Origin of the sequence: Streptomyces sp. NPDC090106, assembly GCF_044747265.1 — a bacterium.
Classification (GTDB): domain Bacteria; phylum Actinomycetota; class Actinomycetes; order Streptomycetales; family Streptomycetaceae; genus Streptomyces.
On the sequence record NZ_JBIVDS010000002.1, the window covers coordinates 969438 to 985528 of the forward strand.

General features: G+C 70.5%; 11 protein-coding genes and 2 pseudogenes. 9 read left to right on the plus strand and 4 right to left on the minus strand.

The window, feature by feature from the left end:
* Positions 1-46: 46 nt before the first annotated feature.
* Positions 47-3583 (minus strand): SCO5717 family growth-regulating ATPase, encoded by a 3537-nt coding sequence (locus ACIPSE_RS09905; RefSeq protein ID WP_401659668.1) that lies wholly within the window; start codon positions 3581-3583, stop codon positions 47-49.
* 383 nt (positions 3584-3966) lie between these two features.
* Positions 3967-4260 carry a DUF397 domain-containing protein gene (locus ACIPSE_RS09910; protein ID WP_401659671.1) on the minus strand — a complete coding sequence of 98 codons (294 nt, stop codon included), beginning with the start codon at positions 4258-4260 and terminating at the stop codon, positions 3967-3969.
* 275 nt (positions 4261-4535) lie between these two features.
* On the opposite strand from ACIPSE_RS09910, the gene rpsO reads away from it, so the two are divergent.
* From rpsO to ACIPSE_RS09935, 5 genes are all read left to right on the plus strand, one after another.
* Positions 4536-4823, plus strand: a complete 288-nt coding sequence (gene rpsO, locus ACIPSE_RS09915) for a 30S ribosomal protein S15 (RefSeq protein ID WP_015657483.1) — start codon at positions 4536-4538, stop codon at positions 4821-4823.
* A gap of 301 nt (positions 4824-5124) precedes the next feature.
* Entirely contained in the window at positions 5125-7341 is a 2217-nt protein-coding gene (locus ACIPSE_RS09920) for a polyribonucleotide nucleotidyltransferase (protein ID WP_401659675.1), read from the plus strand.
* The gene (locus ACIPSE_RS09925) at positions 7338-8717 is read left to right on the plus strand and encodes a M16 family metallopeptidase (protein ID WP_401659678.1); all 1380 of its coding nucleotides are present in this window, start codon (positions 7338-7340) and stop codon (positions 8715-8717) included. Before ACIPSE_RS09920 ends, ACIPSE_RS09925 begins: the two co-directional genes overlap by 4 nt.
* 26 nt (positions 8718-8743) lie before the next feature.
* A complete protein-coding gene (dapB, locus tag ACIPSE_RS09930; RefSeq protein WP_401659681.1) occupies positions 8744-9505 on the plus strand; it encodes a 4-hydroxy-tetrahydrodipicolinate reductase in 762 nt (253 codons plus the stop codon).
* Positions 9506-9512: 7 nt separating this feature from the next.
* Positions 9513-9965: a hypothetical protein gene (locus ACIPSE_RS09935; protein ID WP_401659683.1), complete on the plus strand. Its 453-nt coding sequence runs from the start codon at positions 9513-9515 to the stop codon at positions 9963-9965.
* Positions 9966-10035: 70 nt separating this feature from the next.
* On the opposite strand, the gene ACIPSE_RS09940 is transcribed toward ACIPSE_RS09935, so the two are convergent.
* Together ACIPSE_RS09940 and ACIPSE_RS09945 are read right to left on the minus strand one after the other, a co-directional pair.
* On the minus strand, positions 10036-10590 hold the full coding sequence (locus ACIPSE_RS09940; protein ID WP_401659685.1) for a hypothetical protein: 555 nt from the start codon (positions 10588-10590) through the stop codon (positions 10036-10038).
* Between the two features lie 90 nt (positions 10591-10680).
* Positions 10681-10920 (minus strand): hypothetical protein, encoded by a 240-nt coding sequence (locus ACIPSE_RS09945; RefSeq protein WP_401659688.1) that lies wholly within the window; start codon positions 10918-10920, stop codon positions 10681-10683.
* Positions 10921-11152: 232 nt separating this feature from the next.
* Between ACIPSE_RS09945 and ACIPSE_RS09950 the strand changes: the two are divergent.
* The 4 genes and pseudogenes from ACIPSE_RS09950 to ACIPSE_RS09965 form a co-directional block, all read left to right on the plus strand.
* A pseudogene (locus tag ACIPSE_RS09950) lies at positions 11153-12349 on the plus strand (FAD-dependent thymidylate synthase); the annotation flags it as partial.
* Positions 12350-12802, plus strand: a pseudogene (gene thyX, locus ACIPSE_RS09955) (FAD-dependent thymidylate synthase); the annotation flags it as partial.
* Positions 12803-13012: 210 nt separating this feature from the next.
* Entirely contained in the window at positions 13013-13912 is a 900-nt protein-coding gene (gene dapA / locus ACIPSE_RS09960; RefSeq protein WP_401659690.1) for a 4-hydroxy-tetrahydrodipicolinate synthase, read from the plus strand.
* Positions 13913-14065: 153 nt separating this feature from the next.
* The gene (locus tag ACIPSE_RS09965; protein ID WP_401659692.1) at positions 14066-15751 is read left to right on the plus strand and encodes a ribonuclease J; all 1686 of its coding nucleotides are present in this window, start codon (positions 14066-14068) and stop codon (positions 15749-15751) included.
* Positions 15752-16091: the final 340 nt, after the last annotated feature.

Consider the following 16091-nt stretch of genomic DNA (forward strand, 5'->3'; position numbering starts at 1 on the left):
GGCGGCCGGTGCGTCCATGCACCGGCCGCCCTTCGGCGTTCACGGGTTACTGCTGCTGGGGCGGGTACGGCTGCCCGGGCTGTCCCTGCTGCGGCGGGTAACCGGGGTACGGCTGCTGGGGATGCGGCTGCGGATACCCGGGCTGGGGTTGCTGGGGCGGTTGCGGCTGCTGCGGATACCCCGGGTGCGGGGGCTGCGGCTGGGGCTGTTGCTGCTGCGGCGGGTAGTACTGGCCCGGCATCGGCGGGGCGGCGACCGGGGGCGGGTTGCCGTCGTTGGTCCACAGCCCGTGGGCCTGCTGGTGGCGGACGAAGTCCTCGGCGACCATCGCCGCGAGGTTGAAGTACGACTCCCGCACCTTGGGCCGCATCATGTCGAGGTCGACCTCGGCACCGGCGGCGAGATGCTCGTCGAACGGCACCACGACGACACCGCGGCAACGCGTCTCGAAGTGGCCGACGATGTCCTCCACCTTGATCATCTTGCCGGTCTCGCGCACCCCGGAGATGACGGTGATCGAACGCGAGACGAGATCGGCGTACCCGTGCGCGGACAGCCAGTCCAGCGTGGTGCTGGCGCTGGAGGCGCCGTCGACGGACGGGGTGGAGATGATGATGAGCTGGTCGGCGAGGTCGAGCACCCCGCGCATCGCGGAGTAGAGCAGACCGGTGCCCGAGTCGGTGAGGATGACCGGGTACTGCTTGCCCAGCACGTCGATCGCGCGCCGGTAGTCCTCGTCGTTGAACGCCGTGGACACGGCCGGGTCGACGTCGTTGGCGATGATCTCCAGACCGGACGGCGCCTGGGACGTGAACCGCCTGATGTCCATGTACGAGTTGAGGTACGGGATCGCTTGGACGAGGTCACGGATGGTCGCCCCGGTCTCGCGCCGCACCCGGCGGCCGAGGGTGCCGGCGTCCGGGTTGGCGTCGATCGCCAGGATCTTGTCCTGCCGCTCGGTGGCGAGCGTCGAGCCGAGGGCGGTGGTCGTGGTCGTCTTGCCCACGCCGCCCTTGAGGCTGATCACCGCTATCCGGTAGCAGGACAGCACGGGCGTGCGGATGAGGTCGAGCTTGCGCTGCCGCTCGGCCTCCTCCTTCTTCCCGCCGATCTTGAACCGGGACCCCTGAGCCGCCGGACGGCTGCTCTTCGCCTTCTGCTTCTTGTTGTTGAGCAGCCGGTCGGAGGACAGCTCCACGGCCGCCGTGTAACCGAGCGGCGCGGCACCGGGGTTGGTCATCTGCCGCTGGTCGTGCTGGATCGGCTGCGGCCAGGCGGCACCTGTGCGCGGGTCCACGGGGGCCTGCGGTGCGGGTGCGGGTACCTGCGGTGCGGGTGCGGGTACCTGCGGTGCCGGTGCCGGGGGCTGCTGGGCCTCGGGGGCGGGCGGGCCCTGGGGGACGGCGGGCCCGGGCTGGGCGTCGGGAACGCCGGGCGTGCCGGGAGCACCGGGGGCGCCGGGAGCACCGGGGGTGCCGGGGTGGGGGAAGCCGTAGCCGCCCTGGACGCCGGGCTGGGGGAAGCCGTAGCCGGCGGGGGCCTGGGGGGCCTGCGGCGGCTGGGGGGCCTGAGCCTGAGGCACGGGGGCGGGCTGCGGGAAGCCGTAGCCCGCCGGGGGAGCGGGCGGTTGCGGCGCCTGCGCCTGCGCCTGCGGCTGCGGCTGCTGCGGTGCCTGGGGCTGCGGGGGCGGCTGGGCGCCGGGGTGCGGGAAGCCGTAGCCGGGCTGGGGCTGGGGCTGGGGCTGGGGCTGGAGCTGGGGCTGGGGCTGGGGCGCGGGGGCCGGGGCAGGTGCCTGCGGCTGCTGGGGGAAGCCGTAGCCGCCCTGAGGGCCGGGCGCCGGTGCCGGTGCCGGCGGCTGGTTCCACGCGGCCGGTGCGGGCTGCGGTGCCTGCGGCTGGAACGGCTGCTGCTGCACGGGCTGCTGCCCAGGCACCGGCGGCTGACCCTGCGCCGCCGCGGGCTGCGGCTGGGCGGGGGCGGCCGGGGCGGGCTGCGAGGGCACCGGCTGCTGCGGCACCGGCTGCGCCGGCCACTGCGCCGCCGCCGGGGGCGCCGCGGGCTGGTACGACGGAGGCAGCGGCGGCATCTCGGGCTGCGGCGCCGGCTGCGGCGCGGGCTGGGGCGTCCAGGCGGGCGGCGACGGTACGGCGTCCTGAGGCTGCGGCTGCGGCGCTGCGGGTGCGGCGTCCTCGGGTTCCGTCGCGACGGGCTCCGCGGGCGCGGGGTCCGGGTCGGGGACGGCGTCGGTGGGCTCGGCGTCCGTCGGCTCGGCGTCGGCCGGTTCCGCGTCCTCGGGGTCGGATGCCTCGGGTGCGGTCTCTTCGGCCGCCTCTTCGCGAACGTCGATGACGTCGATGACGTCGGCTTCGGGCTCGGGCTCGGGCTGGGGCTCGGGCTCAGGTTCGGCTTCGGCTTCGGCGTCGGTCGCGGAGACCTCGTCCGCCTCGTCCGCCTCGGCAGAGTCCTGGGCCTCGACCTCGTTCGCGGCCTCGGTCTGCTCGTCCTCGACGTCCGCGGACGGCTGCTCGGCCTCGTCCGGAGCCTGGTCCTCGACGTCCTCGACGTCCTCGACGTCCTCGAGGTCCTTCTTGGCCTCGACCTCGACCTCGACCTGAGCCTTCGCTTCCGCTTCCCCCTCGGCCTCCGCCGAACGCTCGGCGATCTCCCGCTTCAGCGCGACCGCGGAGAACCGCATGGTGGCACCGCTCTCGATGTCACCGTCCACGGATTCCCCGGCGGCGTCGGACGCGTCCGGCTCGGCAGCCCCCTCGGCGGCTTCGGCCTCTTCGACCTCCTCCGCCGGCTCCGCTTCCGGCTCAGGGTCCGGCTCGGTCGCCGCGACGGGCGCTCCCGGCGGAGGCAGCGTGAAGCTCGCCGGCGAGGCGGCGGGCGCCGCGGCCGGAGCGCCCCACGGGGCCTGGAGCCCGGGAAGGTTCGGTGCGGCGGGCGGCGACGTGGGCTCCGGTGCGGGAACCGCCTCGGGCCGCGCGGGCGGCTGCGGCTCGAAGCCGCTCCCCACGGGAAGCCGGGGCACGCCACCGGGCCCACCGGCCGACGGCGCGGGAGGCACGGGCGGGGTGAACGGAGCGCCGGGCCCCGCGGAGGGCGGCGCGGGCGGGGTGAACGGCGCACCCGGTCCGGCCGACGGCGGCGCGGGCGGGGTGAAAGGTGCCCCGGGCCCGGTCGCGGGCGGCGCGGGAGGAGTGAAGGGAGCCCCGGGACCCGCGGGCGCGGATCCGCCCTGGGGCCGGGAGTGAGCCGGCGGAGTCAGACCGGGCAGCGACGAGGCCGACCAGTCCACGGGCGCCGGAGGAACAGCGCCGGGCGCACCCGCCCCAGGACCCGCCGTACCCGGGCCCGCGGAGCCGGCCGGACCCGCGGAGCCCGCCGGACCCGTCGTACCGGAAGACGTCGAGGACCCCTCCGCCCCCTCCTGGTTCCCGGACGCGTTCTGCGTGTACCAGGCGGGCGGCGCGTAGTCGATGGTGAACTCGCCGGTGATCTCGTTGGCGGACTCCGCGTCGGGCTGGTCATCGCCGGGTGTGGCCCAGCCCCCGCGGATCCCGTCCCGATCGCTGCTCACAGTTCCTCCTGATGTGGTCGAGCACCCTCATGCCGTGCCTGCTGGGGGCGACCGCTTCGTGTCGTCTTCTGGTCGTCGGAAGTCGTCGGAGGTGGTCCGATCCCACGGCTCTCCCCCTGGGACGCCCACGCCCGGTCCACGGGTTCTGGCGTCGCGCCCGGTACCAGCCTAATCACCACAAGCCCCGCCCCGGCAGGCCCGTCCACCCCCGAGCCCACGTCCGCTGCGTCACAACCTGCCCGCAAGTGACGTACGCAGCTTGCGTATGCGTGAGCAATTCATGAGCAAAGAGGGCGATGTTCGTGAACAGATCGGAAGAAAAGGGAAGTTGGGCACAGCAAAGGAGGGGCGGCACGCGCGCGTGCCGCCCCTCCTTCCGTGCTTCACTCCGCCTCGGCCGCCGCTTCCCCGGCGCCCGGCTCCAGGTCGAACTCGCCGTCCCGCGCCCCCAGCACGAACGCGGTCCACTCCGCCTCCGTGTAGCGCAGCACCGTGCCGTGGTCGAGCGAGGACCGCATGGCCACCGCGCCCTCGGGCAGGTAGGCGATCTCGACGCGCTCCTCGTCCTGCTCGGTGCCCGGCGCGCAGTGCCACTCGACGTCCGAGATGTCGAGGGCGTAGAGCTCGTCCCGCTCCCGCTCCTTGCGCGCCTTGATCTGCTCTGCCGTCTCCGCCATGCCCAGCGACCCCTTCCCGACGTGCGTGCCCGCGATCTGCCGGTCACCCTAGTGGCCCCCTGCCTCCCGATCGGGTGATCCGGAAACCGGGGCGAAGGGGCCCACCTGTGCCTGGTACCCTGAGTGACGGCCGTTTGTGTACGCACCCCCGGAGCCCTGCTGAGGACCCTGGAGGCCGCGCCCAGCGGATCCCCGCCTCCCGAGTAACGGAAGCTCCCCCGAGACAAAGACCGGGGGCACTCGGTGGCTCTCTACAAAGACTACGAGGAGTACGCGTGCCGCTCGACGCCGCTACGAAGAAGCAGATCATCAGCGAGTTCGGTCAGAAGGAGGGCGACACCGGCTCCCCCGAGGTCCAGGTCGCCATGCTCTCGCGCCGGATCTCGGACCTGACCGAGCACCTCAAGACCCACAAGCACGACCACCACTCCCGTCGTGGTCTGCTGATCCTGGTGGGTCAGCGTCGCCGCCTTCTCCAGTACCTGGCGAAGAAGGACATCCAGCGCTTCCGTGCGCTGGTGGACCGCCTCGGCATCCGCCGCGGTGCGGCGGGCGCCAAGTAAGACGCCGTGAAGGGAGCGGTTCCCACTTGTTCGGGGGCCGCTCCCTTTGCTGTACGTGCGCGGTGTCACCGCATCTTTGTAGTGTGGTAGCACAACGCAAGACGTACGACGCAGAGTGATACGGAACAAGACGAACGAGGAGAAGCGCACCTCGCCGCCGCCGGTCCTCGGTAGTGGCGCCCGGGGGACTGTGAGTCCCGGGTGCTTCGATCGAAGACCGGCCCGCACGGAACGGCGCGCTTCTCCGCCACCGTCCCCCCGCCACACGGGCGGGAGGGACGAAGACGAGGAGAAAAAACTAGTGGAGAACGAGACCCACTACGCCGAGGCCGTCATCGACAACGGTTCCTTCGGCACCCGCACCATCCGCTTCGAGACGGGCCGCCTGGCCAAGCAGGCCGCCGGCTCCGCCGTGGCGTACCTGGACGACGACACCATGGTGCTGTCGGCCACCACCGCCTCCAAGAACCCCAAGGACCAGCTCGACTTCTTCCCCCTCACGGTGGACGTCGAGGAGCGGATGTACGCCGCCGGCAAGATCCCGGGTTCCTTCTTCCGTCGTGAGGGCCGGCCCTCCGAGGACGCGATCCTCACCTGCCGCCTGATCGACCGCCCGCTGCGCCCGTCCTTCAAGAAGGGCCTGCGCAACGAGATCCAGGTCGTCGCGACGATCATGGCGCTCAACCCCGACCACCTGTACGACGTCGTCGCGATCAACGCCGCGTCCGCGTCCACCCAGCTGGCCGGTCTGCCCTTCTCCGGCCCGATCGGCGGCGTCCGCGTCGCGCTGATCAACGGCCAGTGGGTCGCGTTCCCGACGCACACCGAGCTCGAGGACGCCGTCTTCGACATGGTCGTCGCCGGTCGCGTCCTGGAGGACGGCGACGTCGCGATCATGATGGTCGAGGCCGAGGCCACCGACAAGACCATCCAGCTCGTCAAGGGCGGCGCCGAGGCGCCCACCGAGGAGGTCGTCGCCTCCGGTCTGGACGCCGCGAAGCCCTTCATCAAGGTGCTCTGCAAGGCCCAGGCCGACCTCGCCGCCAAGGCCGCCAAGCCCACCGGCGAGTTCCCGGTCTTCCTGGACTACCAGGACGACGTCCTGGAGGCGCTCTCCGCCGCCGTCCGTCCCGAGCTCGCCGCCGCGCTGACCATCGCCGGCAAGCAGGACCGCGAGGCCGAGCTGGACCGCGTCAAGGTCCTCGCCGCCGAGAAGCTCCTGCCGGAGTTCGAGGGCCGCGAGAAGGAGATCTCCGCCGCGTACCGCTCCCTGACCAAGCAGCTCGTCCGCGAGCGCGTGATCAAGGAGAAGAAGCGCATCGACGGCCGTGGCGTCACGGACATCCGTACGCTCGCCGCCGAGGTCGAGGCCATCCCGCGCGTGCACGGCTCGGCGCTGTTCGAGCGTGGCGAGACCCAGATCCTGGGCGTCACCACCCTCAACATGCTCCGCATGGAGCAGCAGCTCGACACCCTCTCCCCGGTGACGCGCAAGCGCTACATGCACAACTACAACTTCCCGCCGTACTCCGTCGGCGAGACCGGCCGCGTCGGCTCCCCGAAGCGCCGCGAGATCGGCCACGGCGCGCTCGCCGAGCGCGCCATCGTGCCGGTCCTGCCGACCCGCGAGGAGTTCCCCTACGCGATCCGTCAGGTGTCCGAGGCCCTCGGCTCCAACGGCTCGACGTCCATGGGCTCGGTCTGCGCCTCCACCATGTCGCTGCTGAACGCCGGTGTGCCGCTGAAGGCCCCCGTCGCCGGTATCGCGATGGGCCTGATCTCCCAGGAGATCAACGGCGAGACGCACTACGTCGCCCTCACCGACATCCTCGGTGCGGAGGACGCCTTCGGCGACATGGACTTCAAGGTCGCCGGCACCAAGGAGTTCGTGACCGCCCTCCAGCTCGACACCAAGCTGGACGGCATCCCCGCCTCCGTCCTGGCCGCCGCCCTCAAGCAGGCCCGTGACGCCCGCCTCCACATCCTCGACGTGATGATGGAAGCGATCGACACGCCGGACGAGATGTCCCCGAACGCCCCGCGGATCATCACCGTCAAGATCCCCGTGGACAAGATCGGTGAGGTCATCGGCCCCAAGGGCAAGATGATCAACCAGATCCAGGAGGACACCGGCGCCGAGATCACGATCGAGGACGACGGCACCATCTACATCGGTGCCGCCGACGGCCCGGCCGCCGAGGCCGCCCGCGCCACGATCAACTCGATCGCCAACCCGACCATGCCGGAGGTCGGCGAGCGCTACCTGGGTACGGTCGTCAAGACCACCACCTTCGGCGCGTTCGTCTCGCTGCTCCCGGGCAAGGACGGTCTGCTGCACATCTCGCAGATCCGCAAGCTCGCCGGCGGCAAGCGCGTGGAGAACGTCGAGGACGTGCTCGGTGTGGGCTCCAAGGTCCAGGTCGAGATCGCCGAGATCGACTCCCGCGGCAAGCTCTCCCTCATCCCCGTGATCGAGGGCGAAGGCGACGATGAGAAGAAGGACGACACCGACAAGTGACGTCGAGTAGCTCCACGACGACGGCCCGCACCTCCTCGGAGGCGCGGGCCGTCGCCCGTACCCAAACCCTGATCAAGGGCGAGAACGGCATCGGCACGGTCCGCAAGACCACCCTCCCGGGCGGCCTGCGCATCGTCACCGAGACCCTGCCCTCGGTCCGCTCCGCCACCTTCGGCATCTGGGCGCACGTCGGCTCCCGCGACGAGACGCCCTCCCTGAACGGCGCCACGCACTACCTGGAGCACCTGCTCTTCAAGGGCACCGCGCGCCGCTCCGCCCTGGACATCTCCGCCGCCCTCGACGCGGTCGGCGGAGAGATGAACGCGTTCACGGCGAAGGAGTACACGTGCTACTACGCACGCGTGCTCGACAGCGACCTGCCGCTCGCCATCGACGTCGTCTGCGACATGCTCACGGGTTCGCTGATCCTGGAAGACGACGTCAACGTCGAGCGGGGCGCGATCCTCGAAGAGATCGCCATGACCGAGGACGACCCGGGCGACTGCGTGCACGACCTCTTCGCGCACACGATGTTCGGCGACAACCCCCTCGGCCGCCCCGTCCTCGGCACCGTCGACACGGTCAACGCCCTCACCGCCGACCGCATCCGCCGCTTCTACAAGAAGCACTACGACCCCACCCACCTGGTCGTGGCCGCCGCGGGCAACATCGACCACAACAAGGTCGTACGACAGGTCCGCGCCGCCTTCGAGAAGGCCGGCGCCTTCAAGAACGCCGAGGCGACCCCCATCGCCCCGCGCGACGGCCGCCGCACGATCCGCACCTCGGGCCGCGTCGAGCTCCTCGGCCGCAAGACCGAGCAGGCGCATGTCGTCCTCGGCATGCCGGGCCTGGCCCGCACCGACGAGCGCCGCTGGGCCCTCGGCGTGCTCAACACGGCCCTGGGCGGCGGCATGTCCTCGCGTCTGTTCCAGGAGGTCCGGGAGAAGCGCGGCCTGGCCTACAGCGTGTACTCGTACACCTCGGGCTTCGCCGACTGCGGCCTCTTCGGCGTGTACGCGGGCTGCCGACCCTCCCAGGTCCACGACGTGCTGAAGATCTGCCGCGACGAACTCGACCAGGTCGCCGAGAACGGCCTGACCGACGACGAGATCGCCCGCGCCATCGGCCAGCTCCGCGGCTCCACCGTCCTCGGCCTGGAGGACACCGGCGCGCTGATGAACCGTATCGGCAAGAGCGAGCTGTGCTGGGGCGAGCAGATGTCCGTCGACGATCTGCTGACCCGGATCGCCTCGGTCACCCCGGACGACGTCCGCGCGGTCGCCCGCGACATCCTGGGACAGCGCCCCTCGCTGTCGGTCATCGGCCCGCTCAAGGACAAGCAGGCGTCCCGACTGCACGACGCGGTCGCGTAAGCCCCCTCCCGAAGGAATCCAAGAAGATGAGCAAGCTGCGCGTGGCGGTCCTCGGTGCCAAGGGCCGTATCGGCTCCGAGGCGGTCAAGGCCGTCGAGGCCGCCGAGGACCTGGAGCTGGTCGCCGCCCTGGGCCGGGGCGACACACTGGAGGTCCTGGCCGCTTCGGGCGCCCAGGTCGCCGTCGAACTGACCACACCGGCCTCGGTGATGGAGAACCTGGAGTACTGCGTCGGCCACGGCATCCACGCCGTCGTCGGTACGACGGGCTGGACCGACGAACGCCTCGCGCAGCTGAACGGCTGGCTCGCCGCCTCCCCGGCGACGGGTGTGCTCATCGCGCCCAACTTCTCCATCGGCGCGGTCCTGAACATGAAGTTCGCCCAGATCGCCGCGCCCTACTTCGAGTCGGTGGAGGTCGTCGAGCTCCACCACCCGAAGAAGGTCGACGCCCCGTCGGGCACCGCCACCCGCACGGCCCAGCTCATCGCCGAGGCCCGCGCCGCCGCGGGCACGCCCCAGGCCCCGGACGCCACCGAGACCGCCCTGGACGGCGCGCGCGGCGCCGACGTCGACGGCGTCCCGGTCCACTCCGTGCGCCTGCGCGGCCTGCTGGCCCACCAGGAGGTGCTTCTCGGCGGCGAGGGCGAGACGCTCACGATCCGGCACGACTCGCTCCACCACAGCAGCTTCATGCCGGGCATCCTGCTGGGCGCCCGCAAGGTGGTCACCACGCCGGGCCTCACCTTCGGCCTGGAGAACTTCCTGGACCTGGGCGGACAGGGCTGACACCACCATGCGCGCCAAACTCTCCTACGCCGTGACGGCCGCCGTCCTGGTCTTCTACTTCCTCCTGGTCGGCAGCCGCGGCGTCATGCTCATCCAGTCCGGCACCCTGCTGACCGTCACCTTCGGCGTGGCGGTGCTCATCCTGCCGGTGATCGGCCTGTGGTTCCTGTGGAAGAACACCCAGTTCGTCCGCCGGGCCAACGCGCTGGCCGCCGAGCTCGACGCCGAGGGCGGGCTGCCGGTGGACGAGCTGCGGCGGCTGCCCAGCGGCCGGATCGACCGTGACTCGGCCGACGAGGTCTTCGCCCGGCGCAAGGCCGAGACGGAGGACGCCCCCGGGGACTGGCGCAGCTGGTTCCGTCTCGCCGTCGCCTACCACGACGCCCGCGACACCCCGCGGGCCCGCAAGGCGATGCAACGCGCGATCGCCCTCCACGACGGCAAGCCCCTCCCGGCCTGACGGCCGTACGACGAAGGGGCCCGAGCGCGTGTGCGCCCGGGCCCCTTCGTCATGCCGTCCACCGGCGGGCTCAGCCCCGCTGGTACTCCGCGCCCCAGGCCTCGACGGTGTCCGCGGCCCGGTCGAAGGCGTCGGGCCGCCCGAGGAAGTCCGCGTTGTGCGTGGTCAGCAACGGCGTGGACTCCTCCGCCGGCCGGTCGTTGCGTACGACGGTCAGGGCCTGGCCCTGCACCGTGCGCGGCAGCGCCAGCCACCGCACCGGCCGCTGCACGGTCCGTACGGCGACGATCCGCTCCCAGCGGGCGGTCCGGGTGACGAAGAAGCTGACGTGGCGCACCCCGTGGGCGCTCACCCAGACACCCATGCGCAGCATCCTCAGGGACACCGCGATGAGGGCCAGCGCGAGCGCGAAGATCACGCCGCCCTCCTTGAAGGAGCCGGTCGCGGCGATGATGACCGCGGCGAACAGCACGAAGGACGCCAGCAGCAGCAGAAGCGCCGCCGAGCCCACCCGCCAGGGTCCGGGCCGGTAGGGGCGACGCCACTGGTCGCGGTCGTCGAAGGGCAACGCGGCGTCGTCGGCCGTCTGGAACGCGCGGTCGGCCGTCAGGAAGGGCAGGGGCACGGCTGGTCCTCACTCGATCCATGCGTGGGCTGTGCCCGGTGAGGCTATCCGCCGCCGCCGACTGTCACCACCCTCGGGGGTCCGGACGAGTCAGCGCTGCTGGGACGCCTGGGACTGCCGGGTGTCCGTGGTGGAGTGATCGAGCGTCAGCGCGGGCATCCCCAGCACCAGGGCCCCCGCCAGCGCGGCGACGATGGTGACCCCGAGGAGCCAGCGCCCGGCCGTCTGCCCGGCCGAGGACCGCTGCCGGGGCGGGGGAGCCACATTGCTGCGGAACCTGTCGGCCTCGGCGACGAAGGCGAAGGGCACGGGCTCACGCCGGCGGAACATCAGGGGGCCTCTCTCGGAACTCGGGATTCGGGGCTCGGGGCTCGGGGCTCGGGGCTCGAACGAACCTCTGTTGTCTGTACAGACGCCCGAGTGCCCCAAATGGTGCCCTGATGCCCAGAATTCACAGAAGTTCGCCGAAGTTGTGGCGTACCGCCACCGAACGCCCCGTTGTCAGAGCCGGGCCGTAGAGTGGGCGCCGCCCGAGAGAAGTGATGGAAGGACCCGCCGAGCCGTGACCGACACCCCCACAGACGACCTCAAGCCCAGCTTCCGCAGCGACGTCACCGTCGAGCTGGTCAAGCACACCGCGTCCGACTCCGACGTCCTGTGGGCGGCCCGCGTCTCGACGGCCGGCGAACAGTCCCTGGAGGAGCTCCAGAAGGACCCCGAGCGCTCCAAGGGCCTGATCAACTACCTGATGCGGGACCGCCACGGCAGTCCCTTCGAGCACAACTCGATGACCTTCTTCATCAGCGCCCCCATCTTCGTCTTCCGCGAGTTCATGCGCCACCGCGTGGGCTGGTGCATCGCGGGCGACACGGAGATCACGCTGGAGAGCGAGGCCGGTCACCTGCGTCGACGCCCCATCAGCGAGCTCTACGAGCTCTGGCACGAGGGCGTCGAGGACCGGCTTCCGCACTCCGCCGGAGGCGTGACCTGGCACAGCCGCGCGGGCAAGTGGACGGCTCAGGTGCGACGCGGCGAGACGAACCACTACCTCGGCCTCTACGAGAACCGGGAGGCGGCGGAGTCGGCCGTCGCCGAGTTCCGTGAGCAGCACCCCGACACCCGCCTCCGCAAGCTCGAACCGGTGCGCCGCAACCACGTGCGCTGCTACGACGAGGAGACCCTGCTGGCCCAGCGGGCCAGGATCGTCGACGTGATCGAGTCGGGTGTGAAGTCGCTCGTCAAGATCACCACGGCCTCGGGCAAGCAGCTTCGCTGCACCGTCGACCACGCCCTGTTCACTCCGGAGGGCTGGCGCAAGGCCGGCGAACTCACCGTCGGCGATGCCGTCCTGGTCGCCGGTACGGCGCCGCGGCCGTCCGAGACCCTGGTCCCCCCGAGCCTGCGCCGCGGTATCGGCGTCTGGACGTCGATGCAGCGGGAGAGGCTTGTGAAGGAGGTCGACACCTGCCATCTGTGCGGTGACGACTTCCCCCGTGAGCAGCTCGCTCTCGACCATGTGGTCCCGGTCGCCGACGATCTCCTCCAGTCGCTCGACGAGAAGAACCTCCGTCCGGCCTGTGAGCCGTGCCATGCCGCCAAGAGCGCGGAAGAGCAGGCGCCGGCCCGGAGCGGCGGAGAGATCGCCAAGGCGGTACCCGACCCCGTCGTCGCCATCGAGGCGGACGGCGAGGAGATGACGTACGACCTCTCGGTCGAGGGCCCCTGGCACAACTTCGTCGCCAACGGCTTCGTCGTCCACAACTCCTACAACGAGGAGTCGGGCCGTTACCGGGAACTCCAGCCGGTGTTCTACGTCCCGGGTGAGGACCGCAAGCTGGTGCAGCAGGGCCGTCCCGGCAAGTACGAGTTCGTGCAGGGTTCCGACGCCCAGCAGGAGATCGTGGAGCGCTCCATGCAGGAGTCGTACATCCAGGCGTACGAGCGCTACCAGGAGATGCTCGCCGCCGGTGTCGCCCGTGAGGTCGCCCGCGCGGTCCTCCCGGTCGGTCTGTTCTCCTCGATGTACGCCACCTGCAACGCGCGCTCGCTGATGCACTTCCTCGGTCTGCGCACCCAGCACGAGCTGGCCAAGGTGCCGTCGTTCCCGCAGCGGGAGATCGAGATGGTGGGGGAGAAGATGGAGGCGGAGTGGGCCAGGCTGATGCCGCTCACCCACGCGGCCTTCAATACGAACGGTCGTGTGGCGCCGTAGGCACCCCCGTTCCGCGCGCAGGCACAGATGTACGGATCAGCCCCACGAAGTGTCCGTATTGCGGCATTTAGGGAAGTTCATCTAGCCTGATCAAACGGACCCGGCACTGCTTGAACCCCCGAGCAGGCAGTGCCGGGCTCCATATTTGTCATGACTTTTCGCGCCCCCCGAGGGCAGACCCCGCCTTGAGCAGCGAGTAGCGTGTTACCCATGGCTCCGACCTCGACTCCGCAGACCCCCTTCGGGAGGGTCCTCACCGCCATGGTCACGCCCTTCACGGCGGACGGCGCACTTGACCTCGACGGCGCGCAGCGGCTCGCCACGCACCTGGTGGACGCAGGCAACGACGGCCTGGTCGTCAACGGCACCACCGGCGAGTCCCCCACCACCGGTGACGCGGAGAAATCGGACCTCGTACGCGCCGTGGTGGAAGCGGTCGGCGACCGCGCCCACGTCATCGCCGGAGTCGGCACCAACGACACCCACCACAGCCTCGAACTGGCCAAGGCCGCCGAACAGACCGGCGCACACGGCCTCCTCGTCGTCACGCCGTACTACAACAAGCCCCCGCAGGAGGGCCTGTACCGGCACTTCAAGGCCATCGCCGACGCCACCGGCCTGCCGGTCATGCTCTACGACATCCCCGGCCGCAGCGGCGTCCCGATCAACACCGAGACGCTCGTCCGCCTCGCCGAGCACCCGCGCATCGTCGCCAACAAGGACGCCAAGGGTGACCTCGGCCGCGCCGGCTGGGCCATCGCCCGCTCCGGCCTCGCCTGGTACTCCGGCGACGACATGCTCAACCTGCCGCTGCTCTCGGTCGGCGCAGTCGGCTTCGTCTCCGTCGTCGGCCATGTCGTCACCCCCGACCTGCGCGCCCTCGTCGACGCCTTCACCTCGGGCGACGTCCAGAAGGCGACGGAGATCCACCAGAAGCTGCTCCCCGTCTACACGGGCATGTTCCGCACCCAGGGCGTCATGACGACCAAGGCGGCGCTCGCCCTCCAGGGCCTGCCCGCCGGACCGCTGCGCGCCCCCATGATCGAGCTCACTCCCGAAGAGATCGACCAGCTCAAGATCGATCTTGCCGCCGGCGGGGTACAGCTCTAGCACCAGACTTCGCGCGCCCGCAGCGCGCAACGGACTCAACAACTGAATACGCGGGCCACCGATGCCCGCACCACAACGACAACTGCTCATGCACGAACGTCACGCGCGCCACGTGCCCTATCGGTACGTGGCGTGTGTGGTGAGGAGAGTCTTTTGAGTCATCCGCATCCCGAACTCGGCCCGCCCCCGGCACTCCCGGCCGGCGGCCTCCGCGTCACCCCGCTCGGCGGTCTCGGTGAGATCGGCCGAAACATGACGGTCTTCGAGTACGACGGCCGTCTCCTGATCGTCGACTGCGGTGTGCTCTTCCCGGAGGAGGAGCAGCCCGGAATCGACCTGATCCTGCCGGACTTCTCGTCCATCCGTGACCGTCTCGACGACATCGAGGGCATCGTCCTCACCCACGGCCACGAGGACCACATCGGCGCGGTGCCCTTCCTGCTCCGCGAGAAGCCGGACATCCCGCTGATCGGCTCCAAGCTGACCCTCGCGCTCATCGAGGCCAAGCTCCAGGAGCACCGCATCCGTCCGTACACCCTTGAGGTGACGGAGGGGAACCGCGAGCGCATCGGCCCCTTCGACTGCGAGTTCATCGCGGTCAACCACTCCATCCCGGACGCCCTGGCCGTCGCCATCCGCACCCCCGCGGGCATGGTCGTCCACACGGGTGACTTCAAGATGGACCAGCTTCCGCTGGACAACCGTCTGACCGACCTGCACGCGTTCGCCCGCCTGAGCGAGGAGGGCATCGACCTCCTCCTGACGGACTCCACGAACGCCGAGGTCCCCGGGTTCGTCCCGCCCGAGCGGGACATCTCCAACGTCCTGCACCAGGTCTTCGGCAACGCCCGCAAGCGGATCATCGTCGCGAGCTTCGCCAGCCACATCCACCGCATCCAGCAGATCCTGGACGCGGCCAACGAGTACGGCCGCAGGGTCGCCTTCGTCGGCCGCTCGATGGTCCGCAACATGGGCATCGCGAGGGATCTCGGCTATCTGAAGGTCCCGCCGGGCCTGGTGGTCGACGTCAAGACGCTCGACGACCTTCCCGACCGCGAGGTGGTCCTGGTCTGCACGGGTTCCCAGGGCGAGCCGATGGCGGCCCTGTCCCGGATGGCCAACCGCGACCACCAGATCCGCATCGTCTCGGGCGACACGGTGATCCTCGCGTCGTCCCTGATCCCCGGCAACGAGAACGCGGTCTACCGCGTGATCAACGGCCTGACCCGCTGGGGCGCCAACGTCGTCCACAAGGGCAACGCCAAGGTCCACGTCTCGGGCCATGCCTCGGCCGGCGAGCTGCTGTACTTCTACAACATCTGCCGCCCGAAGAACCTGATGCCGGTCCACGGCGAATGGCGCCACCTGCGCGCCAACGCCGAGCTGGGCGCCATGACCGGCGTCCCGCACGACCGCATCGTCATCGCCGAGGACGGCGTCGTCGTCGACCTCATCGAGGGCAAGGCCAAGATCGCCGGCAAGGTCCAGGCGGGTTACGTGTACGTCGACGGCCTCTCGGTCGGCGACGTGGGCGAGCCGGCCCTGAAGGACCGCAAGATCCTCGGAGACGAGGGCATCATCTCCGTGTTCGTGGTGGTGGACTCCTCCACCGGCAAGATCACGGGCGGTCCGCACATCCAGGCCCGTGGTTCCGGTATCGAGGACTCGGTGTTCACCGACGTTGTCCCGAAGATCGCCGAGGTCCTGGAACGCTCGGCTCAGGACGGCGTCGTCGAGCCCCACCAGCTCCAGCAGCTGGTGCGCCGGACCCTCGGCAAGTGGGTCTCCGACACCTATCGCCGCAGGCCGATGATCCTCCCTGTGGTCGTAGAGGTCTGACGACCCGTCGGACCTGCGTCCGAGTGAACCTGGAGCGGGGCGCCTCGATTTGCATCGAGGCGCCCCGCTCCAGTAGGTTTACGGCTCCGCCCAACCGGGAACCCGGCAGCCTCATACTCCGGATCCAGTCCCCGAAGCGGGTGGGAATTCCGACTCAGAATCTCTGATAAAGTCGGAACCGCCGGAAAGGGAAACGCGGAAGCGGAAACCTGGAAAGCACCGAGGAAATCGGATCGGGAAACGGTCTGATAGAGTCGGAAACGCAAGACCGAAGGGAAAAGCCCGGAGGAAAGCCTGAGAGGGTCTCTCGGGTGAGTACAAAGGAAGCGTCCGTTCCTTG

Excerpts from the sequence above, each read along its gene's own strand:
- ACIPSE_RS09935 (WP_401659683.1), top strand. The coding sequence starts at position 9,513 with ATGCGCGCCAAACTCTCCTACGCCGTGACGGCCGCCGTCCTGGTCTTC.
- ACIPSE_RS09945 (WP_401659688.1), bottom strand. The coding sequence starts at position 10,920 with ATGTTCCGCCGGCGTGAGCCCGTGCCCTTCGCCTTCGTCGCCGAGGCC.
- dapA (WP_401659690.1), top strand. The coding sequence starts at position 13,013 with ATGGCTCCGACCTCGACTCCGCAGACCCCCTTCGGGAGGGTCCTCACC.
- ACIPSE_RS09910 (WP_401659671.1), bottom strand. The coding sequence starts at position 4,260 with ATGGCGGAGACGGCAGAGCAGATCAAGGCGCGCAAGGAGCGGGAGCGG.
- dapB (WP_401659681.1), top strand. The coding sequence starts at position 8,744 with ATGAGCAAGCTGCGCGTGGCGGTCCTCGGTGCCAAGGGCCGTATCGGC.